Source organism: Pseudomonas sp. GD04091 (assembly GCF_029836165.1).
GTDB lineage: Bacteria > Pseudomonadota > Gammaproteobacteria > Pseudomonadales > Pseudomonadaceae > Aquipseudomonas.
In genome coordinates, this window is the sequence record NZ_JAOEBG010000009.1 from 38026 (window position 1) to 63834 (window position 25809).

At 64.6% G+C, this 25809-nt stretch carries 25 protein-coding genes; 3 read left to right on the forward strand and 22 right to left on the reverse strand.

All coding sequences use genetic code 11. The features are described from left to right. Positions 1 to 212: 212 nt before the first annotated feature. Positions 213 to 2516: a TonB-dependent siderophore receptor gene (locus N7422_RS13280; protein ID WP_279806973.1), complete on the forward strand. Its 2304-nt coding sequence runs from the start codon at positions 213 to 215 to the stop codon at positions 2514 to 2516. Positions 2517 to 2649: 133 nt separating this feature from the next. Further along, complete coding sequence (locus tag N7422_RS13285; protein ID WP_279807082.1) at positions 2650 to 5205, forward strand: sulfite reductase flavoprotein subunit alpha; 2556 nt, start codon at positions 2650 to 2652, stop codon at positions 5203 to 5205. Between the two features lie 157 nt (positions 5206 to 5362). On the opposite strand, the gene N7422_RS13290 is transcribed toward N7422_RS13285, so the two are convergent. The 21 genes from N7422_RS13290 to trmJ all read right to left on the reverse strand — a co-directional run bounded on the left by N7422_RS13290 (position 5363) and on the right by trmJ (position 24149). Next, complete coding sequence (locus N7422_RS13290) at positions 5363 to 6154, reverse strand: amidohydrolase (protein ID WP_279806974.1); 792 nt, start codon at positions 6152 to 6154, stop codon at positions 5363 to 5365. Beyond that, positions 6142 to 7290, reverse strand: coding sequence for a pyridoxal phosphate-dependent aminotransferase (locus tag N7422_RS13295; protein WP_279806975.1), 1149 nt, complete (start codon positions 7288 to 7290; stop codon positions 6142 to 6144). Before N7422_RS13295 ends, N7422_RS13290 begins: the two co-directional genes overlap by 13 nt. 296 nt (positions 7291 to 7586) lie before the next feature. Further along, entirely contained in the window at positions 7587 to 9050 is a 1464-nt protein-coding gene (gene der / locus N7422_RS13300; RefSeq protein WP_110735767.1) for a ribosome biogenesis GTPase Der, read from the reverse strand. 117 nt (positions 9051 to 9167) lie between these two features. Next, a complete protein-coding gene (gene bamB / locus N7422_RS13305; protein WP_279806976.1) occupies positions 9168 to 10310 on the reverse strand; it encodes an outer membrane protein assembly factor BamB in 1143 nt (380 codons plus the stop codon). Position 10311: 1 nt separating this feature from the next. Further along, positions 10312 to 10953: a tetratricopeptide repeat protein gene (locus tag N7422_RS13310; protein WP_279806977.1), complete on the reverse strand. Its 642-nt coding sequence runs from the start codon at positions 10951 to 10953 to the stop codon at positions 10312 to 10314. 38 nt (positions 10954 to 10991) lie between these two features. Further along, positions 10992 to 12281 (reverse strand): histidine--tRNA ligase, encoded by a 1290-nt coding sequence (gene hisS / locus N7422_RS13315; RefSeq protein ID WP_279806978.1) that lies wholly within the window; start codon positions 12279 to 12281, stop codon positions 10992 to 10994. Positions 12282 to 12305: 24 nt separating this feature from the next. Then, positions 12306 to 13415, reverse strand: a complete 1110-nt coding sequence (ispG, locus tag N7422_RS13320) for a flavodoxin-dependent (E)-4-hydroxy-3-methylbut-2-enyl-diphosphate synthase (RefSeq protein WP_279806979.1) — start codon at positions 13413 to 13415, stop codon at positions 12306 to 12308. Positions 13416 to 13418: 3 nt separating this feature from the next. Next, on the reverse strand, positions 13419 to 14444 hold the full coding sequence (locus N7422_RS13325; RefSeq protein ID WP_279806980.1) for a helix-turn-helix domain-containing protein: 1026 nt from the start codon (positions 14442 to 14444) through the stop codon (positions 13419 to 13421). After that, complete coding sequence (gene pilW, locus N7422_RS13330) at positions 14441 to 15202, reverse strand: type IV pilus biogenesis/stability protein PilW (protein WP_279806981.1); 762 nt, start codon at positions 15200 to 15202, stop codon at positions 14441 to 14443. Before pilW ends, N7422_RS13325 begins: the two co-directional genes overlap by 4 nt. A gap of 14 nt (positions 15203 to 15216) precedes the next feature. Then, positions 15217 to 16359, reverse strand: a complete 1143-nt coding sequence (rlmN, locus tag N7422_RS13335; protein WP_279806982.1) for a 23S rRNA (adenine(2503)-C(2))-methyltransferase RlmN — start codon at positions 16357 to 16359, stop codon at positions 15217 to 15219. Between the two features lie 28 nt (positions 16360 to 16387). Beyond that, complete coding sequence (gene ndk / locus N7422_RS13340; RefSeq protein WP_011532343.1) at positions 16388 to 16813, reverse strand: nucleoside-diphosphate kinase; 426 nt, start codon at positions 16811 to 16813, stop codon at positions 16388 to 16390. An 89-nt stretch (positions 16814 to 16902) separates the two neighbouring features. Further along, positions 16903 to 17103, reverse strand: coding sequence for a Fe-S cluster assembly protein IscX (gene iscX, locus N7422_RS13345; RefSeq protein ID WP_028689593.1), 201 nt, complete (start codon positions 17101 to 17103; stop codon positions 16903 to 16905). 10 nt (positions 17104 to 17113) lie between these two features. Beyond that, positions 17114 to 17455, reverse strand: coding sequence for an ISC system 2Fe-2S type ferredoxin (gene fdx, locus N7422_RS13350; protein ID WP_279806983.1), 342 nt, complete (start codon positions 17453 to 17455; stop codon positions 17114 to 17116). A gap of 3 nt (positions 17456 to 17458) precedes the next feature. After that, positions 17459 to 19321 (reverse strand): Fe-S protein assembly chaperone HscA, encoded by a 1863-nt coding sequence (hscA, locus tag N7422_RS13355; protein WP_279806984.1) that lies wholly within the window; start codon positions 19319 to 19321, stop codon positions 17459 to 17461. 43 nt (positions 19322 to 19364) lie between these two features. Continuing rightward, complete coding sequence (hscB, locus tag N7422_RS13360) at positions 19365 to 19886, reverse strand: co-chaperone HscB (protein WP_279806985.1); 522 nt, start codon at positions 19884 to 19886, stop codon at positions 19365 to 19367. 8 nt (positions 19887 to 19894) lie between these two features. Continuing rightward, on the reverse strand, positions 19895 to 20218 hold the full coding sequence (gene iscA, locus N7422_RS13365; RefSeq protein WP_023630636.1) for an iron-sulfur cluster assembly protein IscA: 324 nt from the start codon (positions 20216 to 20218) through the stop codon (positions 19895 to 19897). 28 nt (positions 20219 to 20246) lie between these two features. Then, on the reverse strand, positions 20247 to 20633 hold the full coding sequence (gene iscU / locus N7422_RS13370; protein ID WP_011532337.1) for a Fe-S cluster assembly scaffold IscU: 387 nt from the start codon (positions 20631 to 20633) through the stop codon (positions 20247 to 20249). Positions 20634 to 20679: 46 nt separating this feature from the next. Beyond that, positions 20680 to 21894: an IscS subfamily cysteine desulfurase gene (locus tag N7422_RS13375; RefSeq protein WP_279806986.1), complete on the reverse strand. Its 1215-nt coding sequence runs from the start codon at positions 21892 to 21894 to the stop codon at positions 20680 to 20682. Between the two features lie 44 nt (positions 21895 to 21938). After that, positions 21939 to 22430, reverse strand: a complete 492-nt coding sequence (gene iscR / locus N7422_RS13380) for a Fe-S cluster assembly transcriptional regulator IscR (RefSeq protein ID WP_008092572.1) — start codon at positions 22428 to 22430, stop codon at positions 21939 to 21941. A 168-nt stretch (positions 22431 to 22598) separates the two neighbouring features. After that, positions 22599 to 23375: a serine O-acetyltransferase gene (cysE, locus tag N7422_RS13385; RefSeq protein ID WP_279806987.1), complete on the reverse strand. Its 777-nt coding sequence runs from the start codon at positions 23373 to 23375 to the stop codon at positions 22599 to 22601. A 3-nt stretch (positions 23376 to 23378) separates the two neighbouring features. Beyond that, positions 23379 to 24149, reverse strand: a complete 771-nt coding sequence (gene trmJ, locus N7422_RS13390; protein WP_279806988.1) for a tRNA (cytosine(32)/uridine(32)-2'-O)-methyltransferase TrmJ — start codon at positions 24147 to 24149, stop codon at positions 23379 to 23381. A 151-nt stretch (positions 24150 to 24300) separates the two neighbouring features. Between trmJ and suhB the strand changes: the two genes are divergently transcribed. Further along, a complete protein-coding gene (suhB, locus tag N7422_RS13395) occupies positions 24301 to 25119 on the forward strand; it encodes an inositol-phosphate phosphatase (RefSeq protein ID WP_279806989.1) in 819 nt (272 codons plus the stop codon). Positions 25120 to 25193: 74 nt separating this feature from the next. On the opposite strand, the gene N7422_RS13400 is transcribed toward suhB, so the two are convergent. Further along, entirely contained in the window at positions 25194 to 25730 is a 537-nt protein-coding gene (locus tag N7422_RS13400) for a glycine zipper 2TM domain-containing protein (protein WP_279807083.1), read from the reverse strand. Positions 25731 to 25809 lie beyond the last annotated feature (79 nt).

Below are 25809 nucleotides of genomic sequence, written 5' to 3' on the forward strand. Positions count from 1 at the left end.
ACCTGGTGCGAAGTGGGGAGACAATGATATTGATTCCCTTTTACTCACCACAACCCCCCATCAGTGGAGCACGACGAATGAGACCGGAAAAACCGTAAGGTAAAATTGTAAAGAATGTAAATTTCTGGCGAATGGTAACGCTTCTCAATTGTTCGTTACAATCACTTACATTATGATCCGCGGCCTTCATACCTTGGGGAAGGTCAATAACAATGCGTCACGTGCCATCTGCTGTGAGTTCACCACGTCTGCTCGCCTCCGCCATCGGCATGGCGATCACCGCCACTTCCGCCTATGCCGCCGATCCTGCCGCCAGTGCTGCCATCACCCTCGACGCCACCAGCGTCAACGGCAAGGCCGAGCAGTCCAGCACCGACTACAAGGTCGAGAAGGCCGCCTCGCAGAAGTACACCGCGCCGCTGGTGGACACCCCGCGCTCGGTCACCGTGATCCCGCAGCAGGTGATCAAGGACACCAACGCCCTGAACCTGCAGGATGCCCTGCGCACCGTGCCCGGCATCACCTTCGGCGCCGGCGAAGGCGGCAACCCGCAAGGCGACCGCCCGTTCATCCGCGGCTTCGACGCCCAGGGCGACACCTACCTGGACGGCGTGCGCGACACCGGCGCCCAGACCCGCGAAATCTTCGCCATCGAGTCGGTCGAAGTGGCCAAGGGCCCCAACTCGGCCATCGGTGGCCGCGGCGCGGCGGGCGGCACCATCAACCTGGTGAGCAAGCGCGCGCACCTGGGCAACTCGCTCGATGGCGCCTGGACCTGGGGCAGCGACCAGACCCAGCGCTACACCTTCGATGGCAACTACCAGTTCAGCGACACCGTGGCCGGGCGCCTCAACCTGATGACCCACGAGAGCAACGTCGCCGGTCGCGACAAGGTCAACTACGACCGCTGGGGCATCGCCCCGTCCCTGGCCTTCGGCCTGGGCACGCCGACCCGCGTCAACCTCGACTACTACCACCTGGAAAGCGACGACCTGCCGGACGCGGGGATCCCCTACACCGTGCCGACCGGCGGCACCGGCAACCGCACCTCCGCCGACCCGAGCAAGCCATACGCAGGCGGTGATCACGACAACTTCTACGGCCTGACCGGTCGCGACTTCCGCAAGACCCGGGTGGACATCGCCACCTTCGCCATCGAGCACGACCTGAGCGACTCGCTGACCGTCAAGAACACCCTGCGTCACGGCAACAGCATGCAGGACTACATCCTGACCCAGCCCGACGACAGCAAGGGCAACGTCAACAACGGCAGCGTCTGGCGCCGCGCCAACACCCGTGTCGGCAATACCGCCACCACCACCAACCAGACCGACCTGTTCGGCGAGTTCTACCTGGGTGGCCTGAAGAACAGCTTCTCCACCGGCATCGAACTGAGCCGCGAAGAAAGCAAGCGCTCCAGCTACAACGTCGACACCAACACCGGTGGCGCGACCTCCAGCACCTGCACCCCCGGCATGATCGGCGCCAGCAGCGGCTACAACTGCACCTCGCTCGGCAACCCGAACCCGGACGATCCGTGGAACGGCGCCATCTCGCGCAACTACGCCGGCACCGACACCAAGAGCAACACTCGCGCCCTGTACGTGTTCGACACCCTGGAGCTGACGCCCCAGTGGCTGCTGAACATGGGCCTGCGCTATGACCACTTCGACACCGAGTACCGCGGCTACAACGCCGATGGCAGCACTTCGGTGAACAGCAAGGGCATCGCCGCCAAGGGCAAGGACACCAGCGAGTTCATCACCGGCCAGCTGGGCCTGGTATGGAAGCCGGCGGACAACGGCAGCATCTACGTGTCCTACGCCACCTCCGCCACGCCACCCGGAGCGCTGCTCGGCGAAGGCATGGAAGGCAACGCGCTGCCGAACACCACCGACCGCGCCGGCAACCTGCTCAGCAGCGACATGGAGCCGGAAGAAACCACCAACTACGAGATCGGCACCAAGTGGGACCTGCTCGACGAGCGCCTGGCCCTGACCGCCGCGCTGTTCCGCACCGAGAAGGAAAACGCTCGGGTGCAGGTCGGTACCACCACCTACGAGAACGTCGGCGAGACCCGCGTGCAGGGCATCGAGCTGTCGGCCAGCGGCAAGATCACCGAGAAATGGCAGGTGTTCGCCGGCTACACCTACATGCAGGCCCGCCAGATCGACGGCGGCGCACTGGGCAAGGTCAACGACGGCAACCAGTTGCCGAACACGCCGAACAACAGCGCCAGCCTGTGGACCACCTACCAGGTCACGCCGAAGTTCACCGTCGGTGGCGGCGCCTTCTACGTGGACGATGTCTATGGCAGCGTGGCCAACACCACCATGGTCGACAGCTACGTGCGCTACGACGCCATGGCCGCCTACAAGCTGACCAAGAACATCGACCTGCAACTGAACGTGCAGAACCTCACCAACGAGGTCTACTACGACAAGGCGTTCTCCACCCATTTCGCCAACCAGGCGGCGGGACGGACCGCGTTGCTGACCACCAGCGTGCATTTCTGATGTAAGCGGCGCCTGCACCGGCCGCTTCGCGGGCACAGGACACCCGCCCCGTTCATTCCCGTGAACGGGGCGTTTGCGTATCAAGGCATAATGCGTGCCGCGCGGTCTGCGGCGGTTTGACAAGGTGATCGATGTGGTGAAGAAGACGCTGTTCCAATTGCACTGGTTCTTTGGCATCACCGCTGGCCTGGTGCTGGCGCTGATGGGCATCACCGGTGCCATCTGGTCGTTCCAGGAGGAACTGCTGCGCGCATTCAATACCGAGGTGCTCAAGGTCGAGGTGCGCCAGGAAGGCGTGCTGCCGCCGGCCGAACTGGTGCGCCGGGTCGAGGCCGCGCAAGGCGACAAGATCTCCATGCTCTGGGTCGACACCCGTGAAGGCAACGCCGCGCGGATCTTCTTCACGCCCGCCCCCGGCGAACGCCGCGGCGAGCTGCGTTATGCCGATCCGTATACCGGCGAGCTCAAGGGCGAGGTGGCCGGCCTGGGCTTCTTCAACTTCGTGCTCAATCTGCACCGCTTCCTGGCCATGGGCGATACGGGCCGGCAGATCACCGGCGCCTGCACCCTGATGCTGATCTTCTTCTGCCTGTCCGGCCTGTACCTGCGCTGGCCGCGCAAGGCGCTGAACTGGCGGACCTGGCTGACCCTGGACTGGGCGAAGAAAGGTCGCGCGTTCAACTGGGACCTGCACGCGGTGTTCGGCACCTGGTGCCTGCTGTTCTACCTGCTGTTCGCCCTGACCGGGTTGTTCTGGTCCTACGAGTGGTACCGCCAGGGCCTGAACGCCCTGCTGGCCGACCAGCCCGCCGCCGGCGAGCAGAAGCGTGGCGAAGGCCGTGGCGGCCGTCATGGTCCACCCAAGGTGGACAACAACGCCCCACCACTGCTGGTGGACTATGACGCCATCTGGAGCAACCTCAAGGAGGCCGCCGGCCCGGGTCTGGCCACCTACAACCTGCGTCTGCCACCAGCGGGCGGACAACCGGCGACCCTGTTCTACCTGTTGCAGGGCGCCGACCATGAGCGCGCCTTGAATACCCTGACCCTCGATCCGGCCAACGGCCAGATCAAGCGTCACGAACGCTACACCGACAAGTCGTTCAAGGCCCAGCTGCTGCAGAGCGTCTACGCGCTGCATGTGGGCAGCTACTTCGGCCTGCCGGGGCGGATCATCGTCACCATCGCCAGCCTGACCATGCCACTGTTCTTCGTCACTGGCTGGCTGCTGTACCTCGACCGCCGACGCAAGAAGCGCCAGGTTCGCGCCGCCCGCGGCGCAGTGGGTGCTGCCATCGACAGCCGCGACAGCTGGTTGATCGGCTTCGCCAGCCAGAGCGGTTTCGCCGAACAGTTGGCCTGGCAGAGCGCCGGGCAACTGCAAGCCGCCGGCGTGCCCGTGCAGGTGCGGCCGCTGGCCGACCTGGGCGAGCCCGAACTGCGCCAGGCCAATCGCGCGCTGTTCGTGGTCAGCACCTTTGGCGACGGCGAAGCACCCGACAGTGCCCGTGGCTTCGAGCGCAAGGTGCTCGGCCAGCCCTGGGCGCTGGAGCATCTGGACTATGCCGTGCTCGCTCTGGGCGACCGCCAGTACCCGCACTTCTGCGGCTTCGCCCGTCGTCTGCAGGCCTGGCTCGCCGAGCGCGGCGCCACCAGCGCCTTCAGCCCGGTGGAAGTGGACAACGCCGACCCTGCAGCCTTGCAGCTATGGCAACAGGAACTGGCGCAACTGACGGGTGCGCACCCGGTCGCCGCCTGGCAGCCGCCGAGCTTCGGCAACTGGCGCCTGCTGCGCCGTGATTTGCTCAATCCGGGCAGCCAGGGCGCGCCGGTGTACTTGCTTGGCCTGCAGGCCGAGACGCCTGGCGCATGGGAGGCAGGCGACCTGATCGAGATCCTGCCGCGCCACGGCCAGCCACGTGTCGATGCCCTGCTCGCAGGTCTGGGCCTCGACCCGCAAAGCCCGGTGCAGCTGGACGGTTTGCAGGAGACCCTGGTCCAGGCGTTGGCCAGCCGCCAGCTGCCGACCAGCCGCGAACATCTGATCGGCCTGCACGCGCAGGCACTGGTCGACGCACTGATCCCGCTGGCCGCTCGCGACTACTCGATCGCCTCCATCGCCAGCGATGGCGTGCTGGAGCTGATCGTGCGCCAGGAGCGCCACGCCGATGGCACATTGGGCCTGGGCTCCGGTTGGCTAACCGAGCACTTGCCATTGCAGGGAACCGCCAGTGGGCGCCTGCGCCGCAACAGCGGCTTCCATCTGCCAGCGGACTCGGCCCCCATGGTGCTGATCGGCAACGGCACCGGCCTGGCGGGCCTGCGCAGCCTGCTCAAGGCACGCATCGTCGCCGGTGAGCAGCGCAACTGGCTGCTGTTCGGCGAACGCAACCGAGCCCACGACCTGCTGTGTGGCGACGAACTGCAAGACTGGCAGCGCAAGGGCGATCTGCAACGGCTGGACCTGGCGTTCTCGCGGGACCAGGCGGAAAAAGTCTATGTGCAGGATGTGCTGCTGCAGCAGGCCGCCGAGCTCAAGCGCTGGATCGAGGATGGCGCCTGTGTGTATGTCTGCGGCAGCCTGCAAGGCATGGCGGCCGGGGTAGACGCGGCGTTGCAAGGGATCCTCGGCGAAGCCGCCGTGCAGCAGCTGGTCGAGGATGGGCGGTACCGGCGGGATGTGTACTGAATCACACCTGAGCTGACGACTCAGCCCCTGGGGGAGCGGCCTTGCGTCGCGATGGGCTGCGAAGCAGCCCCAGGATATTGAAAACATTCAAAGTTGCTGGGGCCGCTATGCGGCCCATCGCGACGCAAGGCCGCTCCCACAGAGAGCCGGTGGCGTCTTAGTGCAATTCGAAGGTATCGGCATCCAGGTTGGCCGGGAACCGTGCGCGGTACGCCGCCAGTTCCGCCGCCCGCAGCACCACGGTAAACACCCCGTCGGCTTCCCCCGCGCTCAGCAGGCTCTCGCCCTGGAAGTCCAGTACCTGGCTGTCACCAGAATAGGCAAAGCCCTTGCCATCGGTGCCGACCCGGTTCACCGCCGCCACGAAGCACAGGTTCTCGATCCCCCGCGCCGGCAACAGGCGGTTCCAGTGCATGCGCCGCGCCGCCGGCCAGTTGGCTGTGTACAGCAGCAGGTCGGTGTCCTGGGCATCGCGGCTCCACACCGGGAAGCGCAGGTCGTAGCAGATCAACGGGCGAATGCGCCAGCCCTTGAGCTCGAACTGCACCTGACGCTCGCCAGGGGTGTAGTGCTTGTGCTCGCCGGCCATGCGGAACAGATGGCGCTTGTCGTAGTGCAGGATCTCGCCGTCCGGACGCGCCCACAGCAGGCGGTTGCGGTGGCTGCCATCGGCGGCCTGGATGATCACGCTGCCGGTGATCACCGCGCCAGCCTTCTTCGCCTGGGCCTTGAGCCACTTGTAGGTCGGGCCGTTTTCCGGCTCGGCCAGGCTTTCGGAGTCCATCGAGAAGCCGGTGGTGAACATCTCCGGCAGGATCACCAGGTCCACTTCGCCGGCCTGCCCGATCAACTCCTCGAAGTGCGCGTAGTTGGCTTCGCGGTCGTGCCAGGCCAGGGTGGTCTGCACCAGGGCGATTTTCAGGTTCGGCAGTTCACTCAGATCGCGCATAGTCTTTCCGCTGCCTGTCGCAGCGTCTCCTCACGTTTGGCAAAGCACAGGCGTACCAGGCGTTGCTCGGGGATGGGTTGCTGGTAGAACACCGACACCGGAATGCTGGCCACGCCATGCTCACGGGTCAGCCACAGGGCCATGTCGACATCGTTCAGGTCGGGCCGGATCTGCGAATAGTCCACCAGTTGGAAATAGGTGCCCGGCGTGCGGGTGAAGGTGAAGCGCGATGCCTGCAGCAGGTCGCAGAACAGGTCGCGCTTGGCCTGGTAGAAGCCCGGCAGTTCGTCGATATGCTCGGGATGCTCGGCCATGAAGTCGGCCAGCGCGCACTGCAGCGGCGTCACCCCGCAGAAGTTGACGTACTGGTGCACCTTGCGCAGCTCTGCGCTGAGCGCCGGCGGCGCGACCACGTAGCCGGTCTTCCAGCCGGTGACGTGATAGGTCTTGCCGAACGAGCTGACGACGAACGCCCGCGAGTAGAGTTGCGGGTGGGCCAGCACGCTGGCGTGCCGCATGCCGTCGTAGATCAGGTGCTCGTACACCTCGTCGCTGATCAGGTAGATGTCGCGGTCACCGATCAGCGTCGCCAGCTGGTCAAGGTCGTCACGGCTGATCAGCGCGCCGCTGGGGTTGTGCGGCGAATTGAGGATGACCATGCGCGTGCGCGGGCTGAGGGCGTCGCTGAAGCGCTGCCAGTCGATGCTGAAGCGGCCGTCGGTGAGCGGGACATGAACGCAGCGGCCACCGGCCAGTTCCACCGAAGGCTCGTAGCTGTCGTAGCTGGGATCGAGGACGATGACCTCGTCACCTGCGTGGATCACCGCCTGGATGGCGCAGAAGATGGCCTCGGTGGCGCCGGGGGTGATGGTCACTTCCTGATCAGCGTCGAGGCTCACGCCATACAACCGGGCGATCTTCGCCGCCACCTGCTGGCGCAACGCCGGCAAGCCGGTCATGGGCGAATACTGGTTGTGCCCGGCGGCCACGTGCCGGCCCACCGCGTCGAGCAGGGCCTGGGGGCCGTTGAAGTCAGGAAAGCCTTGCGAGAGGTTGAGCGCGCCGGTCTGCACGGCCAGCTGCGACATGGTGGTGAAGATGGTCGTGCCGACGTTCGGCAGTTTGCTGCGGATCATGGAGCCCTCTTTCCTGGGGTTTGTCCGGCACGGAGTGGAGTCCGAGCATAGCGGATCGAGCAGTCAGGAAAAAGGTTGAAACAATAGGGGGATTGCGGTGGGTCAACGTGTAGGGGGCGATCAGGATTTACGCACCTCCCTGCAGGAGCGGGCCTTGCGTCGCGAAAGGGCTGCGCAGCAGCCCCAGGGTTCAGCAGGACTGCAAGATAGCCGGGGCTGCTTTGCAGCCCTTTCGCGACACAAGGCCGCTCCCACAGGGGGTTCGCATGGCCTGAGTGGCGCACGCCAAGCGGTTGCTAGCGCTTGTCGCGGCGCTTCTTCTCGGCCTTCTTGTGGTGCGACATCAAGCGGCGCTTCTTGTTGACCTGGCGATCGGTGAGGGTGTTCTTCTTGCCCTCGAACGGGTTGTCACCGCCCTTGTACTCGATACGGATCGGCGTGCCGACCAGCTTGAGCACCCGGCGGTAGGTGTTCTCCAGGTAACGCGAGTAGGAGTTGGGGATCTTGTCGGTCTGGTTGCCGTGGATCACGATCAACGGCGGGTTGGCGCCACCCAGGTGGGCATAGCGCAGCTTGATCCGGCGACCATTGACCAGCGGCGGCTGGTGCACGCTGATGGCGTCTTCCAGAATCTGCGTCAGGCGGCTGGTCGGCCAGCGGGTCACCGCCGACTTGAACGCGGCCTGCACCGACTTGTACAGATGGCCCACGCCGGTGCCGTGCAGCGCCGAGATGAAGTGGATGTCGGCGAAGTCGACGAAGAACAGCCGGCGTTCCAGTTCGGTCTTCACATAGTCGCGCTCACCCGACTCCATGCCGTCCCACTTGTTCAGGGCGATGACCACGGCGCGGCCGGCGTCCAGGGCGAAGCCCAGCAGGTTGAGGTCATGGTCGACCACCCCTTCGCGGGCGTCCATGACGAAGATCACCACGTTGGCGTCCTTGATCGCCTGCAGGGTCTTCACCACCGAGAACTTCTCGACTTCCTCGTGGATCTTGCCGCGCTTGCGCACGCCGGCGGTGTCGATGAAGGTGTACTTCTCGCCATCACGCTCGAACGGGATGTAGATACTGTCGCGGGTGGTGCCTGGCTGATCGTACACCACCACGCGCTCTTCGCCGAGCATGCGGTTGACCAGGGTCGACTTGCCCACGTTGGGGCGGCCGATGATGGCGATCTTGATGCCATCTTTCTCGCTCGGACCGGGGATACGCGTGGCTTCCTCGCCTTCGGCGACATCCTCGTCGAGGGCTTCTTCCTCTGGGTCACGGGGAATATGGCCGAGCAGCGACTCCATCAGGGCGTTGATACCACGGCCCTGGGAGCCCGCCACCGGAATGGCGTTGCCCATGCCCAGCGGCGAGAACTCGGCGCGGGCGATATCGGGGTCGATGTTGTCGATCTTGTTGGCGACCAACACCGCTTCCTTGTTCCGCTTGCGCAGGTGATCGGCGATCATCTGGTCGGCGGCGGTCATGCCGGCACGGGCATCGACCAGGAACAGCACGTAGTCGGCTTCCTCGATGGCCATCAGCGACTGCTCGGCCATCTTCTCGTCCATGCCCACCTCGTCACCGGTGATACCGCCGGTGTCGATGAGGATGTAGGAACGACCCTGCCAGCTGGCATCACCATACTGGCGGTCACGGGTCAGGCCCGACAGGTCACCGACGATGGCATCGCGGGTCTTGGTCAAGCGGTTGAACATGGTGGATTTGCCGACATTGGGCCGGCCCACCAGGGCGATTACGGGAACCATGCGGCTCTCCACTCTTGAATTCTTGAAAATGCAAAGGCCGCTGCAAGGCAGCGGCCGGTATTCGGGCGGCGCGTCACGCGCCGCAGCCCGGGGCTGGTCAGAGCCCCAAGCTTAGCTTCAGCGGATGGTCAGTGCCTCGAGCTTGCCGCTGTTGCCAAAGACGTAGATGGTGTCGCCGACCACCAGGGGCCGGGCGCGCAGGCCATCGCTGTCGATACGCTCACGGCCGACGAAACGACCATCGACCTGGCTGAGCAGGTGCAGGTAACCCTCGAAGTCACCGACAGCCACATAGCTGGAGAACACTTCCGGCGCCGACAGCTGACGACGGGCCATGGAGTCGTTGCTCCACAGCGAGCTGGAAGAACGCTCGTCGACGCTCTCGACCGTGCCCGATGCCTCGCTCACATAGACGTTGCCAAAGCCCTGGGCGACACCCACGTAGCTGGAGGCATCGCGCTGCCACAGCACGCGGCCGCTTTCCAGGTCCAGGCCGGCGACGCGCCCCTGGTAGGTGCTGACGTACAGGGTGCCGCCGGACAGCAGCAGGCCACCGTCGATGTCGACCACCCGATCCAGCTCGGAACGGCCCTGTGGGATGGCCACGCGGCTCTCCCATACCGGCACGCCGTTGCTGATGTCCACCGCCACCACCTTGCCGGTGGACAGGCCGGCCACCGCCAGGCGGTTGGTCACCACCGGCGCGCCGGTGCCACGCAGGGTAAGCACCGCCGGGCTGTTCTCGTAGATCCAGCGACGGTCGCCCGTGGCGGCGTCAAGGCCGATCAGACGGTCATCCTGGGTCTGCACCACGACCACGTCGCCGTTGTTGGCAGGCGGCGCCAGCACTTCGCTGGTGACGCGGGAGCGCCAGCGCTCCTCACCGGTACTGGAGTCCAGGGCGATCACCTCGCCCTTGAGGGTACCCAGCATGACCAGGCCATAACCCACGCCCACGGCACCGGAAACCGGTAGCTCGAGGTCCTTCTTCCACACCACGTCGCCGGTGATGCGGTTCAGCGCGAAGACCTCGCCATTGACGTCGGCAGCGTAGATACGGTCGTTCTCGATGGCCGGTACCAGGGTGTTGTAGGTCTCGCCCTGGCCGTCACCGATCGAGCGGCTCCACTGCTTCTTCAGCACCACTTCCTCGGTGAACTTGGTCAGCTCGGCCGGGGGAAGTTCCTTCTTGCTGTTGCTGCTGCAACCCGCCGCCAGCACGGCGAGGGTGAGCACTGCTGCTTGTTTCCAACCCTTCACTTCAGGCGTCCCCTTTGGCCAGGTCATCCAGCTTCAGTTGCAAGCCACCGATCGCGGCGTCGTCGGACAGCGCGGCCTTGGCTTTTTCGTAGGCGCTGTGCGCGTCGTCGGCGCGGCCCAGCTGTACCAGCAGGTCGCCCTTGAGTTCTTCGCGGCTGGCCTGGAAGGCCTTGTCGGTATCGCCGTCGAGCAGCTTGAGCGCGTCCTCGGCCTTGTCCTGGGCCGCGAGCACACGGGCCAGGCGCTGGCGCGAGATCTCACCGAGGGTGGCGTCGGCCGGCTTGTCCATCACGTTCTTCAACTCGCTGGCCGCATCGTCCAGCTTGCCGCTCTCGACCGCGACCTTGGCCACGAACAGGCTGCCGTACTGGGCGTAGGCGGTGCCGCCGAACTCGCTCTTGAGCTTGCCGGACAGCTCGGCGACCTTGGTCGCGTCTGGCTTGCCGTCTGGCGTCAGCGAAGTTTCCAGCAGCGCCTGATACAGCGCCGAGGCACCTTGCGACTGGTTGGCCTGGTACTTGTGCCAGGTCTGCCAGCCCAACACCACCACGCCGGCCAGCAGGGCGCCGGTCAGCAGCGGCTTGCCGTTACGGTTCCACCAGTCCTTGGCTGCTGCCAGGCTCTCATCATCGGTACTCGACACCCCAATACTCCTATTCGCCTATTCGTTGTCGGACCGCGTCACGCCTGGGCGATCGCGGTTTCCAGGTGCTCGGCAAGAGCATCCCAGGCAATGTTCTGTTGTTCGCCCTGGCCACGCAGGGGCTTGAAGCCGATTTCCTGCTTGGCCAGCTCGTCGTCGCCGAGGATCAGGGCGAACAGCGCGCCGCTCTTGTCGGCCTTCTTGAACTGGCTCTTGAAGCTGCCACCCCCGGCATTGACCGCCAGGCGCAGGCCCGGCAGATGGTCGCGCAGGCTTTCGCTCAGGCGCAGGCCGGCCAGCTCCGCCTGCTCGCCGAAGGCGCACAGGTAGACGTCGATGGTGCGGCTGATCGACTCGGGCACCTTGCCCAAGGTCTCCAGCAGCAGGATCAGGCGCTCGATGCCCATGGCGAAACCGACGCCGGGGGTCGGCTTGCCGCCCATCTGCTCGACCAGGCCGTCATAGCGGCCACCGGCGCAGACGGTGCCCTGGGCGCCGAGCTTGTCGGTGACCCACTCGAACACGGTCTTGCTGTAGTAGTCCAGACCGCGCACCAGCTTGGTGTTGATCACGAACGGAATGCCGGCGGCGTCGAGGCGGGCCTTCAGGCCCTCGAAGTGCACGCGGGATTCTTCGTCCAGGTAGTCTTCCAGCTTCGGCGCGCCGACCAGCACCGCCTGGGTGTTCTGGTCCTTGCTGTCGAGGATGCGCAGCGGGTTGCTCTTCAGGCGGCGCTGGCTGTCTTCGTCCAACTGCTCGAGGCGGGCCGAGAGGTACTCGACCAGGGCGTCGCGATAGCGCGCGCGGGCTTCGCTGGTACCCAGGCTGTTGAGTTGCAGTTCGACCGCGTCCTGGATGCCCAGCAGGCCCCACAGGCGCCAGGTCAGCATGATCAGCTCGGCGTCGACGTCCGGGCCGTCGAGGTTGAACACCTCCACGCCGATCTGGTGGAACTGGCGATAACGGCCCTTCTGCGGACGCTCGTGGCGGAACATCTGGCCGACGTACCAGAGCTTCTGCACCTGGCCGTTGCCGGTGATGCCATGCTCGAGCACGGCGCGCACGCAGGCGGCGGTGCCTTCCGGGCGCAAGGTGAGCGAATCGCCGTTGCGGTCCTCGAAGGTGTACATCTCTTTTTCGACGATATCGGTGACTTCACCGATGGAGCGCTTGAACAGCTCGGTGAACTCGACGATCGGCGTGCGGATCTGGTTGTAGCCGTAGCCGTCCAGCAAGCCGGCCACGGTGCCCTCGAAGTAGCGCCACAGCGGCGACTGGTCGGGCAGGATGTCGTTCATGCCACGGATGGCTTGCAGCGATTTGCTCACGAATAGTCCTTACGAATCTGTGTCTCAGCCGCGGGCGATCAGCGCCGCGTCGGCCTCGGCCTTCTCGGCCGCTTTCTGGCGGATGAGCTTTTCCAGCTCGTCGACCAGGTTGTCGTTGTTCAGTTTCTGCGAAGGCTTGCCATCGATGTAGACCAGGTTCGGCGTGCCGCCGGTCAGGCCCACGTGCGATTCCTTGGCTTCACCCGGGCCGTTGACCACGCAGCCGATCACCGCCACGTCCAGCGGTACCAGCAGGTCTTCCAGGCGCCCTTCCAGCTCGTTCATGGTCTTGACCACATCGAAGTTCTGCCGCGAGCAGCTCGGGCAGGCGATGAAGTTGATGCCACGCGAGCGCAGGTGCAGCGACTTGAGGATGTCGTAGCCGACCTTCACTTCCTCGACCGGATCGGCGGCCAGGGAAATACGGATGGTGTCACCGATGCCTTCGGCCAGCAGCATACCTAGGCCGACGGCGGATTTCACCGTCCCCGAGCGCAGGCCACCGGCTTCGGTGATGCCCAGGTGCAGCGGCTGGATGATCTGCTTGGCCAGCAGGCGGTAGGCCTCGACGGCCATGAACACGTCGGAGGCCTTGACGCTGACCTTGAAGTCCTGGAAGTCCAGGCGATCGAGGTGCTCGACGTGGCGCAGCGCGGACTCGACCAGCGCGGCGGGTGTCGGCTCGCCGTATTTTTTCTGCAGGTCCTTCTCCAGCGAGCCGGCGTTGACGCCGATGCGGATCGGGATCCCGCGGTCGCGGGCGGCATCGACCACGGCGCGCACACGGTCTTCACGACCGATGTTGCCCGGATTGATGCGCAGGCAGTCGACGCCCAGCTCGGCCACGCGCAGGGCGATCTTGTAGTCGAAGTGGATGTCGGCGACCAGCGGCACGCTGACCAGCTGCTTGATCTTGCCGAAGGCCTCGGCGGCGTCCATGTCCGGCACCGAGACGCGCACGATGTCCACGCCGGCGTCGACCAGACGCTGGATCTGCGCCACGGTGGCGGCGACGTCGTTGGTGTCGGTGTTGGTCATGCTCTGCACCGCGATGGGCGCATCGCCGCCCACCGGCACATTGCCGACCCAGATTTTGCGGGATTCGCGACGTTTGATCGGAGATTCGCCGTGCATGACTTACTGTCCCAACTTCAGGCGAGCGGTTTCGCCACTGGTGAACGGGGCGACATCGACCGCCTGGCCGTTGTAGCTCACCTGGGCGCCACGGGCGAAGCCCAGGCGTACCGCGAACGGTGGCTTGCCGGTCAGTTCCAGGTTGTCGCCCTTGCGCTTGATCGCGCTGAACAGCACCTTGCCGTTGCCATCGGTGACCTGGGTCCAGCAATCGGCGGTGAATTGGATGTGCAGGTTGGCGCTGCCGGCGGCGGTCGGAACGGTCTCGCTGACCGGCGCCGGCGCTACCGGAGCGGCTGGTGCCACTGCAACGGGGGCCACGGGCGTGGTGGCAGCGGGAGCCACCGGCGTGGTAACAGCGGGAGCCGCAACAGGCGCAGCGCTGTTCGGCACCGCAGCGCCAGCACTGGCAGCGGCTGCCGGCGTCTGCTCGGCAGCAACCGGGGCCTGCTCGGTCGCGGCAGGTTCGAGCGGCAGTGCTTCGCCTTGCGGCTGCTGGCCCTCGCTCACGGCCTGGTCTTCCGGCTCGTCCAGCGGATGAATCTGGGTGGTGCCGTCGGCGCTCTCGACCTCGACGTGCTCCAGGGCGATCTTGGCCAGGTCCTTGCCTCGCAGGCTGCTCTGGTCCTGCCACCAGAAGAAGCCGCCACCGACCACGGCCACCAGCAGCAGCAGGCTGACCACCCGCAGTATGTTGTGCGACAGCCGCACCGGCTCTTCGATGCGCCCCAGCGCGTGCACTTCGCTGCCTTTGGCGTGAGTGCCGGTGATCTGGTCGAACGCCTCGACCAGGGGCGCCTGGTCCATGTCCATCAGTTTGGCGTAGGCACGGATGTAACCGCGGGCGAAGGTGTGCCCGGGCAGCTTGTCGAAGGCGCCGTTTTCCAGGTTGTTCAGCGAAGATACCGTGAGGTTGAGCTTGCGAGCGACCTCGGCCTGGCTCCAGTCGCGTTTTTCGCGGGCCTGGCGCAAGACGTCACCGGGGTTCTGGCGAGTCGCTGCTGCTACTTCAGTGTGCGCGGCTTTCATCGTTGCTCCGACAGGTATTGCTGATATTCCGGCGTACCGGGATAAAGTCGTTGTAATTGCTGGCCCAGGCGGGCCGCGTTGCCCTGGTCGTCGAGGGCGCGGGCCAGGCGCGTGCCCAGCAGCAGGCTGCGGGCGTTCTGGTCGCTCAGCTGGCTGAATCGATCGTAGTAGTCCCGGGCCGGCACATAATGCCTGTTTTCGTAGGACAACTCAGCCATTTCGAGCAAAGCCTTCGGTTGCCGCTGGTTGAGCCGAAGGGCCTTTTCCAGGTATTCGCGCGCCTGCTCGCCCTGCCCCAGCTTCTGGGCGGTCAGCCCCAGGTTCTCGTAGACCCGGGACCGCTCAGGATACAGGGTATCGGCGGCGGCCTGGCGGAACATCGCCTGGGCTTCGCCGAAACGGCCCTGAGCATATAGGAAACTGCCGTAATTGTTGCGGATTCGTGTGTCATCCGGGCGTACGGACAGCGCCTTCTGGAAGTGCTGGCTGGCCAGGGCGGGCTCGTCTTCGGCCTGGAACACCAGCGCCAGGGCCGCATGGGCATCGGCATCGCGGCCGTCGAGGGCCAGGGCCTTGCTCAAGGGGGCCTTGGCCTGCTCGGTCAAACCTTGTTGCAAATACCCCAGCCCCAGTTGCACATAGGCCTTGCCTGCATCCTCGCGCCCCTGGCGATTGCTCAGGGGATCGCCCGCACCACCGGATACGCAGCCGGCCAGCAGCGAAAGCGTCAGGATCGACAGCGCGGCGCGCAGGGTCATGGGGACAGTGCTCGTCAGGGGCGCGCGGCGCTGTCTTGCGGCTCGTCGGCGGCCAGCTGACGCACGGCGATGTAGCGCTCGCTGCGGCGGGTGCGGTCGTTGACCTGGCCCACCAACTGACCGCAGGCGGCATCGATGTCGTCACCACGGGTGGTGCGGGTGGTGACGTTGAAGCCGCCGTGGTGCAGCAAGTCCTGGAAACGGCGGATGGCGTTGTTGCTCGGCCGCTCGTAGCCCGAATGCGGGAATGGGTTGAACGGGATCAGGTTGATCTTGCAGGGTACGTCGCGCAGCAGCTCGATCATCTGGGCGGCATGCTCGGGCTGGTCGTTGACGTCCTTGAGCAGGGTGTACTCGATGGTGAGCACGCGCTTGCCGCCCAAGGTCGCCATGTAGCCCATGCACGACTCCAGCAGCACCTTGAGCGGGTACTTCTTGTTCAGCGGCACCAGCTTGTTGCGCAGTTCATCGTTGGGGGCGTGCAGCGACAGGGCCAACGACACGTCGATGTGCTTGGCCAGCTCGTCGATCATCGGCACCACGCCCGAAGTGGACAAGGTGACGCGACGCTTGGAAATGCCATAGCCCAGATCTTCCATCATGATCTTCATGGCGGCGATGACATTGTCGAAATTCAGCAGGGGTTCGCCCATGCCCATCATGACCACGTTGGTGATGGCGCGGTCGATCTTGGCCGGGACGGTCCCGAAGGATTTGTTGGCAAGCCACACCTGGCCGATCACTTCGGCGGCGGTGAGGTTGCTGTTGAAGCCTTGCTTGCCGGTGGAGCAGAAGCTGCAGTCCAGGGCACAGCCGGCTTGCGACGACACGCACAGGGTGCCGCGATCGTCGGTGGGGATGTAGACGGTCTCGACGCAGCTGCCGGAGGCAACACGGACCACCCACTTGCGGGTGCCGTCAGCGGAAATGTCTTCGCTGACCACTTCCGGGCCCCGAATCTCGGCAACGGCCTCGAGCTTTTCGCGCAAGGCCTTGCCGACATTGGTCATGGCGGCGAAATCATCGACGCCAAAATGGTGAATCCATTTCATCACCTGACCGGCACGGAAGCGCTTCTCCCCGATTGAGTCGAAGAACTGTTCCATTTCCGCCAGGGTCAGCCCCAGCAGGTTGATCTTGTCAGTCGATGTCGTCATGGATTCACCCTCACCCGTAAGCTTTCGCTTAGCGAGTGGTTACCTCGGTAGCAGCGAAGAAGTAAGCGATTTCGCGAGCAGCGGCAGCTTCGGAGTCCGAACCGTGAACGGCGTTGGCGTCGATCGACTCGGCGAAGTCGGCACGAATGGTGCCTGGAGCAGCTTCTTTAGGGTTGGTGGCGCCCATCAGCTCACGGTTCAGAGCGATGGCGTTTTCGCCTTCCAGAACCTGAACAACGACAGGGCCCGAAGTCATGAAGGCAACCAGGTCACCGAAGAAGCCACGAGCGCTGTGCTCGGCGTAGAAGCCTTCGGCCTCGGCCTTGGACAGTTGCTTGATTTTCGAAGCGACGATTTTCAGGCCGGCTTCTTCGAAGCGGGTGGTGATCTTGCCGATGACGTTTTTAGCGACGGCGTCAGGCTTGATGATCGAGAAAGTACGTTGAACAGCCATGGAAAACTCCAGAAATATGAGTGTTGCGAAAAATTAAACCCGCGAATTATACGCGGGTTCCAGGGGATTGCCTAACCTGCAGCGTGCGCTCAGTCGGCTTCTTCGATCCAGGCCGCCTGGATGGCCTCGAGAACCTTCTCGCCGCAACGCGACGGATCGTCATCGAAGTCAGGCAGAGCCATGACCCACGCGCGCAGATCGACGAAATTCACGTAATGAGGATCGACCTCGGGCTTGCTTTCCGCAAGCTGGATGGCGATCTCAAGTACATCAACCCATTTCAGACTCATGTACAGGCCCTCAGTGCGGCGCTTCGGCGGCGTGGTTGAGCGAATATTTGGGAATCTCGATGGTGAGGTCCTCATCGCCGACGACCACCTGGCAGCCCAGTCGCGACTGCGCCTCCAGGCCCCAGGCCTTGTCCAGCATGTCCTCTTCGAGTTCGTCCGCTTCTTCAAGGGAGTCGAAGCCCTTGCGCACGATGCAGTGGCAAGTGGTGCAGGCCTTGACGCCGCCGCAGGCGCTTTCCATCTCGATGTGATGGTCGTGGGCCAGCTCCAGGATATTGGTCCCGGACGGCACTTCCACGGTCAGCCCCTCAGGACAGAACTTCTCATGCGGCAGGAATGTCACCAGCGGCATCGGTTACTCCTCGATCTCATTCAGGTTGCGCCCGGCCAGTGCGGCTTTGACCGTCGAATCAAGGCGACGGGCGGCAAATGCATCGGTCACCTGCGACAGACGCTTGGTCTGTTGCTCGATGGCGGCGCCATCGGTGCCGGTCAGCAAATCACGTAGTTCCTGCATCTGGAATTCGATCGCTTCACGCTCGTCACTGCTGAGCAGGCGCTCGCCATCGGCGTCCAGGGCGCCCTGTACCGCTTCGAGCAGGCGCTCGGCGTCGACCTGGTGCTCGCGCAGCTGGCGCGCGTGCTTGTCGGAGCCGGCGTGCTCGAAGGAGTCCTTGAGCATGCGGGCGATTTCGCCGTCGGTCAGGCCGTAGGACGGCTTGACCTGAATGCTCGACTCGACGCCCGAGCCCAGTTCGCGGGCCGCGACGCTGAGCAGGCCATCGGCGTCGACCTGGAAGGTCACGCGGATCTTCGCCGCACCCGCCACCATCGCGGGAATGCCGCGCAGCTCGAAGCGGGCCAGCGAGCGGCAGTCGCTGATCAGTTCGCGCTCACCCTGCAGCACGTGGATCATCATGGCCGACTGGCCATCTTTATACGTGGTGAACTCCTGGGCGCGGGCCACCGGGATGGTGGTATTGCGCGGAATCACCTTCTCCATCAGCCCGCCCATGGTCTCGAGACCGAGCGACAGCGGGATGACATCGAGCAGCAGCAGTTCCCCGCCTTCACGACGATTGCCGGCCAAGGTGTCGGCCTGGATCGCGGCGCCGATGGCCACTACCTGGTCGGGGTCGATGGAGGTCAGCGGGGTACGCCCGAACAGTGCGCCGACCGCTTCACGGACACGCGGCACGCGGGTCGAACCACCGACCATCACCACCGCGCCAACCTCTTCCAGTTCGACGCCGCTGTCGCGCACGGCGCGACGGCAGGCCTTGAGGCTGCGGGCGACCAATGGCTCGATCATGGCCTCGAACGCGGCGCGGCTCAGCCGGCCCTGCCAGGCGCCATGGCTGACGCCGACCACATCGGCATCGGTCAGGGCTTCCTTGGCGGCGCAGGCGGCCTGCAACAACTGGCGCTGAGTCGCGGGATCGAGATCCGAGGAGAGACCGGCCTGTTCGATGATCCAGCCGGCAATCGCGTGATCGAAGTCGTCACCACCCAGGGCGGTGTCGCCACCGGTGGCCAGCACCTCGAACACGCCACCGGTCAGGCGCAGGATGGAAATATCGAATGTGCCGCCACCCAGGTCGTAGATCGCCACCAGGCCTTCGGCATTCTGGTCCAGGCCGTAGGCCACGGCGGCGGCGGTCGGCTCGTTGAGCAGGCGCAGCACGTTCAGGCCGGCCAGGCGCGCGGCGTCCTTGGTGGCCTGGCGCTGGGCGTCGTCAAAGTAGGCAGGCACGGTGATCACCGCACCGACCAGCTCGCCACCGAGCGTTTCCTCGGCACGCTGACGCAGCACCTTGAGGATGTCGGCGGACACTTCCACCGGGCTCTTCGGCCCCTGGACGGTGTCGATGAACGGCATGTGCGACTCACCGCCGACGAAGCGGTATGGCAGCTGCTCACCCAGTTGCTTGACGTCGGCCAGGCCACGCCCCATCAGGCGCTTGACCGACAGGATGGTGTTCAGCGGGTCGCTGGAGGCGGCGTCGCGGGCAGCCTGCCCCACTTCGTTGCGACCCTCCAGATAACGCACCGCCGACGGCAGGATCAGCTTGCCCTGGGCATCGGGCAGCGGCTCGCTGCGCCCGCTGCGCACGGCGGCGACGAGAGAGTTGGTGGTGCCCAGGTCGATGCCCACCGCCAGACGGCGCTGATGCGGCTGGGGGCTCTGACCGGGTTCGGCGATCTGCAGTAGGGCCATGCTTATCTGAGTACCTTAGGCGTCGTCACGGGTAACGCCGGGATTAATCGTCGAGGCGCTCTTCGAGTTGGCGCACTTCTTGGGCGAGCTTGTCGAGGAATTGCATGCGGCGCATCAGGCGCTCGGCCTGTTCACGCTGCGCAGCAACATCCCAGCAGGCGGCGAAATCCTCGTTGAGCTTGTCCTGGGCGACCTTGAGGCGCTTCTTGAACACGGCGACGCCGTCGAGGTCGGCCTCGTCCTGCAGCTCTTCGAGCTCTTCGCGCCACTGCATCTGCTGCAGCAGGAAGTCCGGGTCGTGCACGGTGACTTCCTGGGGCACCTCGTGGCCACCGATGGCCAGCAGGTAGCGGGCGCGACGCGGCGCGCTGCGCAAGGTCTGGTAGGCATCGTTGAGCGCCGCCGACTTTTCCAGGGCGACACGCTGCTCGCGCTCGGAAGCATCGGCGAAGCGATCAGGATGGACCTCGCGGGCCAGTTCGCGATAACGCGTGGCGAGCTTGTCGAGGTCCAGGCGGAAGCCAGGCTGCAGGTCAAACAGAGCGAAATGGCAAGGAGTACCCACGGCCAGCCTCAAACGTTGAAGCTTTCGCCGCAGCCACACTCACCGCGCACGTTGGGGTTGTTGAACTTGAAGCCTTCGTTCAACCCTTCCTTGACGAAGTCCAGCTCGGTGCCATCGAGGTACACCAGGCTTTTCGGGTCGATGATGACCTTTACGCCATGGTTCTCGAACACCTGGTCTTCGGCAGCCAGCTCGTCGACGAACTCCAGCACGTAGGCCAGGCCCGAGCAGCCGGTGGTGCGCACGCCCAGGCGAATGCCCTCACCCTTGCCGCGCCCGTCGAGGGACCGGCGAATGTGGTTGGCGGCGGCTTCTGTCATGCTGATAGCCATCAGAACTCCTTACCTTGCGTCAGGCGACTCAGATCAAGCCTTTCTTCTGCTTGTAATCGCGAACGGCTGCCTTGATGGCATCTTCGGCGAGCACGGAGCAGTGGATCTTGACCGGCGGCAACGCCAGCTCCTCAGCCAGCTGGGTGTTCTTGATGGTCTCGGCCTCATCCAGGGTCTTGCCCTTCATCCACTCGGTGGCGAGGGAGCTGGAGGCGATGGCCGAACCGCAGCCGTAGGTCTTGAACTTGGCGTCTTCGATCACGCCTTGTTCATTGACCTTGATCTGCAGGCGCATCACGTCGCCGCAGGCCGGGGCGCCGACCATGCCGGTGCCGACATCCGGATCGTCGGCGTTCATCTTGCCGACGTTGCGCGGGTTTTCGTAGTGGTCGATGACCTTTTCACTGTATGCCATGGTGCAATTCCTTCCTCATCAGGGAGCCGCTCTTGCCGGCGACTGCTTAGTGGGCGGCCCACTCGATCTTGGAGATGTCGACGCCGTCTTTGTACATGTCCCACAGCGGCGAAAGTTCACGCAGCTTGTTGACGGCCTCGCAGACCTTCTGCGCGGCGTAGTCGACTTCTTCTTCGGTGGTGAAGCGGCCGAAGGAGAAGCGGATCGAGCTGTGCGCCAGCTCGTCGTTGCGGCCCAGGGCGCGCAGGACGTAGGACGGCTCGAGCGAAGCGGAGGTGCACGCCGAACCGGACGAAACGGCGATGTCCTTCAGGGACATCAGCAGCGACTCGCCTTCGACGTAGTTGAAGCTCAGGTTCAGGTTGTGCGGCACGCGGGCAGTCTGGCTGCCGTTGACGTACAGCTCTTCCAGGCCAGAGACCTGCTTGAAGAAGCGGTCGCTCAGGGCCTTGATGCGAGTGTTCTCGGCTGCCATTTCCTGCTTGGCGATGGCGAAGGCCTCGCCCATGCCGACGATCTGGTGGGTCGGCAGAGTGCCCGAACGCATGCCGCGCTCGTGGCCGCCGCCGTGGATGATGGCTTCCAGGCGCACGCGCGGCTTGCGGCTGACGTACAGCGCACCGATGCCTTTCGGGCCGTAGACCTTGTGCGCGGAGAACGACATCAGGTCGACCTTGAGCTTCTGCACGTCGATCTCGACCTTGCCGGCCGACTGGGCCGCGTCGACATGGAACAGCACGCCGCGCGAACGGGTCAGCTCACCGATGGCGGCGATGTCGTTGATCGAGCCGACTTCGTTGTTCACGTGCATCAGCGATACCAGGATGGTGTCGTCGCGCAGAACGGCCTCGACCATGGCCGGGGTGACGATACCGTCTTCGCCCGGCTCGAGGTAGGTCACTTCGAAACCTTCACGCTCAAGCTGGCGAGCGGTGTCCAGGACCGCCTTGTGCTCGATCTTGGAGGTGATGATGTGCTTGCCCTTGGTCTGATAGAAGTGCGCGACACCCTTCAGCGCCAGGTTGTCGGACTCGGTGGCACCGCTGGTCCAGACGATCTCGCGCGGGTCGGCGTTGATCAGCTCGGCAACCTGACGGCGGCCATTCTCGACTGCCTCTTCGGCCTTCCAGCCAAACACGTGGGAACGCGAGGCCGGGTTACCGAAGTTCCCGTCGACCAGCAGGCATTCGGCCATCTTCTGGGCGACACGGGGATCGACCGGGGTGGTCGCGGAGTAATCGAGGTAGATCGGCAACTTCATTGAGTATCTCCTATCAGGCGTTGGCGTCGCTCATCACTGCTAGTTCAGTCGACGGCGGACGTCTCAATCTTGTCCAGCTGGGCGGTTCGGCCCGCGACACGGCGCAGGTCCTGACGCTGGGCGACTTCCTGCACTTCACGGCGCATGACGAGGTCGGCCAGGCTGATGCCGCTGAGGAATTCATGGATCTGCTGGCTCAGGTCGCACCACAGGTGGTGAGTCAGGCAGGTATCACCGGCATGGCAGTCCCCCAGGCCCTGGCAACGGGTCGCATCGACCGATTCGTTGACCGCATCGATGACCTGGGCCACCTGGATGGTTTCCATGCCGCGCGACAGCTGGTAGCCGCCGCCCGGGCCGCGAACGCTGGAAACCAGGCTGCTGCGGCGCAGCTTGGCGAACAGCTGCTCCAGATAAGAGAGGGAAATGCCCTGGCGCTCGGAAATATCGGCCAGAGACACCGGCCCATGCTGCGCGTGCAACGCCAGGTCGAGCATGGCGGTCACGGCGTATCGGCCTTTGGTAGTCAGTCGCATGGCGTATGGGTACCACGGGAGTTACAGGATGTGTGCGAGTATGCGATTCCCGAGCATTTAAGTCAACTATTAGACCTAGTGCTTTAGTCGGGTATGCATGCGGGAGGCGGGCGCGAGTGTAGCAGACAAGGGGCGCGAGCACACGCCCCTTGTATCGGGCCGGCGGAATCAATGCGACCGAGTGTCGCCCTGCTTCGCTTCGGCGAAGTCATCGGCGGGCAATGCGGGCAGCTCCTTGGCGCAGTAATCGCTCCCCATCCTGGTCAGCGCGCCACACATGCCCTCCAGGCGCTCGTCGACAGCCTGCAGGTGATCGAGCATCTGGTCGATGGCGCGAGCCACCGGATCGGGCATGTCGCCGCTGACGCCGTAGGCGTCGAAGCCGATCTTCTCGGCCATGGCCTTACGCCTGGCCTCGACGGCGTCGTCCTCGATCTTGACGATGATCCGCCCCGGGATGCCCACCGCGGTCGCACCGGCCGGCACGGGCTTGGTGACCACGGCGTTGGAACCGATCTTGGCCCCGGCGCCGACGGTGAACGGGCCCAGCACCTTGGCGCCGGCACCGACCACCACGCCGTTTTCCAGGGTCGGGTGTCGCTTGCCCTTGTTCCAGCTGGTGCCGCCGAGGGTCACGCCCTGGTAGAGCGTGACATCGTCACCGATCTCGGCGGTCTCGCCAATGACGATGCCCATGCCGTGGTCGATGAAGAAGCGCCGACCGATCGTGGCCCCCGGATGAATCTCGATACCGGTCATCCAGCGCCCGAAGTTGGACACCAGCCGCGCCAGCCACTTGAAGTCACGAACCCACAGGGCATGCCCGAGGCGATGCAGCCAGATGGCATGCATGCCCGGGTAGCAGGTCAGCACTTCAAAGGCGTTGCGCGCCGCCGGGTCACGATGGAATACGCTCTGGATATCTTCACGCAGACGCTCGAACATCTTTCAGTCCTTCCGTTTATGCGGCTCGCCCCGTGCGACTTTCTGGGTCTCGGTGAGGATGCCGCGCAAAATGCTCATTTCCGAACGATTGACCGCGCTGCGCCCGTAGAGCCGGCGCAGGCGCGGCATCAGGTGCTTGGGCTTTTCCGGGTCGAGGAAGCCGATGTCCACCAGGGTTTTCTCCAGGTGTTCGTAGAACAGCTCCATTTCGTCCATGGTCGCCAGCTCGTTGCTGCGCAGCGAGTTGGCATCGAACTTCTCGACTTTCGATGGCGCGCCTTCGGCTGCCAGCCAGGCCATGCGCACCTCATAGGAGAGCACCTGGACTGCGGCGGCGAGATTCAGCGAGCTGAAGTCGGGGTTCGAGGGAATGTGCACATGGAAGTGACATCGCTGCAGTTCTTCGTTGGTCAGCCCGGCGTGCTCGCGCCCGAACACCAGGGCGATCTCTTCGCCACCACGAGCATGCGCCTCGGCCTTGGCGCCGCATTCGCGCGGGTCGATCAGCGGCCAGGGGATGCTGCGCTCGCGGGCACTGGTGCCCATGACCAGGCTGCAGCCCACCAGCGCGTCTTCAAGGCTCTCGACCACCTGGGCATTGGCCAGGATGTCGTCGGCCCCCGAGGCTCGCGCGGTGGCGTCAGCGGACGGGAACTCTTTTGGCTGCACCAGCACCAGGCGCGACAGGCCCATGTTTTTCATGGCACGCGCAGCGCCGCCGATATTGCCGGGGTGGCTGGTATTGACCAGAACAACACGAATATTCTGCAACAAGGTGTTGAGCTCACGGAGTAGAGATAAAGGGGCAAACGATCTTACAGAAGCGACGGACGTAACGCCACGAATGCGCATCTGACCCTTCTGCCGTCGTGGAATTCTGATAGACTATGCGGCTTTCCTCTTTAACATCCCAGGTGAAACGCCCATGCAGCCTATGCTGAATATCGCCCTGCGCGCCGCTCGCAGCGCCAGTGAACTGATTTTCCGCTCCATCGAACGCCTGGATAGCATCAAAGTCGACGAGAAAGGCGCCCAGGACTACGTGTCCGAGGTCGACCGCGCCGCCGAGAAGGTCATCGTCGATGCCCTGCGCAAGGCCTACCCGAACCACTCGATCCAAGGTGAAGAGACCGGCCTGCACGCCGGCACCGGTGAAGAAGGCAAGGACTACCTGTGGATCATCGATCCGCTGGACGGCACCACCAACTTCCTGCGTGGCGTTCCACACTTTGCGGTCAGCATCGCCTGCAAATACCGCGGCCGCCTCGAGCACGCCGTGATCGTCGACCCGGTTCGCCAGGAAGAATTCACCGCCAGCCGTGGCCGTGGCGCCCAGCTCAACGGCCGCCGCATCCGCGTCAGCTCGCGGACCAGCCTGGACGGCGCCCTGCTCGGCACCGGCTTCCCGTTCCGTGACAGCCAGATGGCCGACCTGGACAACTACCTGGGCATGTTCCGCGCGCTGACCGGCCAGACCGCCGGCATCCGCCGCGCCGGCTCCGCCAGCCTGGACCTGGCCTACGTGGCCGCCGGCCGCTTCGACGCCTTCTGGGAGTCGGGCCTGTCCGAGTGGGACATGGCCGCGGGCGTGCTGCTGATCCAGGAAGCCGGTGGGCTGGTGAGCGACTTCAACGGTGGCCACGACTTCCTCGAGAAGGGCCACATCGTCGCCGGTAACATCAAGTGCTTCAAGGCCGTGCTGACCGCCATCCAGCCGCACCTGCCGGAACACATGAAGCGCTGACCGCCGACTGTATCGAGCATAAAAAAAGCACCCCTAGGGTGCTTTTTTTATGCTCGGCGAAAGGCGCCGGGCGCTCACTGCCCTGGCTGATTCTGGCTCAGGATCAACTTGCCGTTCTTGTCCAACGGAATGGTCGAGCCCGGCTCGTGGTCCATCTTCACCTTGCCCACCTGGTCACCGATGGAATAGGTCACGTTGTACCCCACCACCTTCTCGCTCAGGTCGTTGACCGTGTTGCAGCGCGTCTGCGTGGTGGTGTAGGTGTCACGTTCCTGCATGTACTCCTGGGCCTTGTTGCCCGCATAGCCACCACCCACCGCACCGGCCACGGTGGCGATCTTCTTGCCGGTACCGCCACCGACCTGGTTGCCCAGCAAGCCACCCGCCAAGGCACCCACCACCGTACCGGCGATCTGGTGCTGGTCCTTCACTGGCGCCTGACGCGTCACGGTGACATCCTTGCAGACCTCGCGCGGTGTCTTCACCTGCTGCTTGATCGGCTGCACGTCGGTGACCTGGGCGTACTCAGGCCCCTTGTTCACCAAGCTGTAGGTCGCCACAGCACCTCCGGCAGTCACACCGACAGCACCCAGAACCGCACCCACCAGCATTGATTTGTTCACGTGAACCTCCTAGTCGTACCCGCGGGATCTTTGCCCGCCTTCTCCCTGCCTTGGAGCAAAAAAAAAG

Excerpts from the sequence above, each read along its gene's own strand:
- N7422_RS13280 (WP_279806973.1), top strand. The coding sequence starts at position 213 with ATGCGTCACGTGCCATCTGCTGTGAGTTCACCACGTCTGCTCGCCTCC.
- N7422_RS13290 (WP_279806974.1), bottom strand. The coding sequence starts at position 6,154 with ATGCGCGATCTGAGTGAACTGCCGAACCTGAAAATCGCCCTGGTGCAG.
- N7422_RS13295 (WP_279806975.1), bottom strand. The coding sequence starts at position 7,290 with ATGATCCGCAGCAAACTGCCGAACGTCGGCACGACCATCTTCACCACC.
- der (WP_110735767.1), bottom strand. The coding sequence starts at position 9,050 with ATGGTTCCCGTAATCGCCCTGGTGGGCCGGCCCAATGTCGGCAAATCC.
- ispG (WP_279806979.1), bottom strand. The coding sequence starts at position 13,415 with ATGCACGGCGAATCTCCGATCAAACGTCGCGAATCCCGCAAAATCTGG.
- N7422_RS13325 (WP_279806980.1), bottom strand. The coding sequence starts at position 14,444 with ATGAAAGCCGCGCACACTGAAGTAGCAGCAGCGACTCGCCAGAACCCC.
- pilW (WP_279806981.1), bottom strand. The coding sequence starts at position 15,202 with ATGACCCTGCGCGCCGCGCTGTCGATCCTGACGCTTTCGCTGCTGGCC.
- rlmN (WP_279806982.1), bottom strand. The coding sequence starts at position 16,359 with ATGACGACATCGACTGACAAGATCAACCTGCTGGGGCTGACCCTGGCG.
- ndk (WP_011532343.1), bottom strand. The coding sequence starts at position 16,813 with ATGGCTGTTCAACGTACTTTCTCGATCATCAAGCCTGACGCCGTCGCT.
- iscX (WP_028689593.1), bottom strand. The coding sequence starts at position 17,103 with ATGAGTCTGAAATGGGTTGATGTACTTGAGATCGCCATCCAGCTTGCG.
- fdx (WP_279806983.1), bottom strand. The coding sequence starts at position 17,455 with ATGCCGCTGGTGACATTCCTGCCGCATGAGAAGTTCTGTCCTGAGGGG.
- hscA (WP_279806984.1), bottom strand. The coding sequence starts at position 19,321 with ATGGCCCTACTGCAGATCGCCGAACCCGGTCAGAGCCCCCAGCCGCAT.
- iscA (WP_023630636.1), bottom strand. The coding sequence starts at position 20,218 with ATGGCTATCAGCATGACAGAAGCCGCCGCCAACCACATTCGCCGGTCC.
- iscU (WP_011532337.1), bottom strand. The coding sequence starts at position 20,633 with ATGGCATACAGTGAAAAGGTCATCGACCACTACGAAAACCCGCGCAAC.
- N7422_RS13375 (WP_279806986.1), bottom strand. The coding sequence starts at position 21,894 with ATGAAGTTGCCGATCTACCTCGATTACTCCGCGACCACCCCGGTCGAT.
- iscR (WP_008092572.1), bottom strand. The coding sequence starts at position 22,430 with ATGCGACTGACTACCAAAGGCCGATACGCCGTGACCGCCATGCTCGAC.
- cysE (WP_279806987.1), bottom strand. The coding sequence starts at position 23,375 with ATGTTCGAGCGTCTGCGTGAAGATATCCAGAGCGTATTCCATCGTGAC.
- suhB (WP_279806989.1), top strand. The coding sequence starts at position 24,301 with ATGCAGCCTATGCTGAATATCGCCCTGCGCGCCGCTCGCAGCGCCAGT.
- N7422_RS13400 (WP_279807083.1), bottom strand. The coding sequence starts at position 25,730 with ATGCTGGTGGGTGCGGTTCTGGGTGCTGTCGGTGTGACTGCCGGAGGT.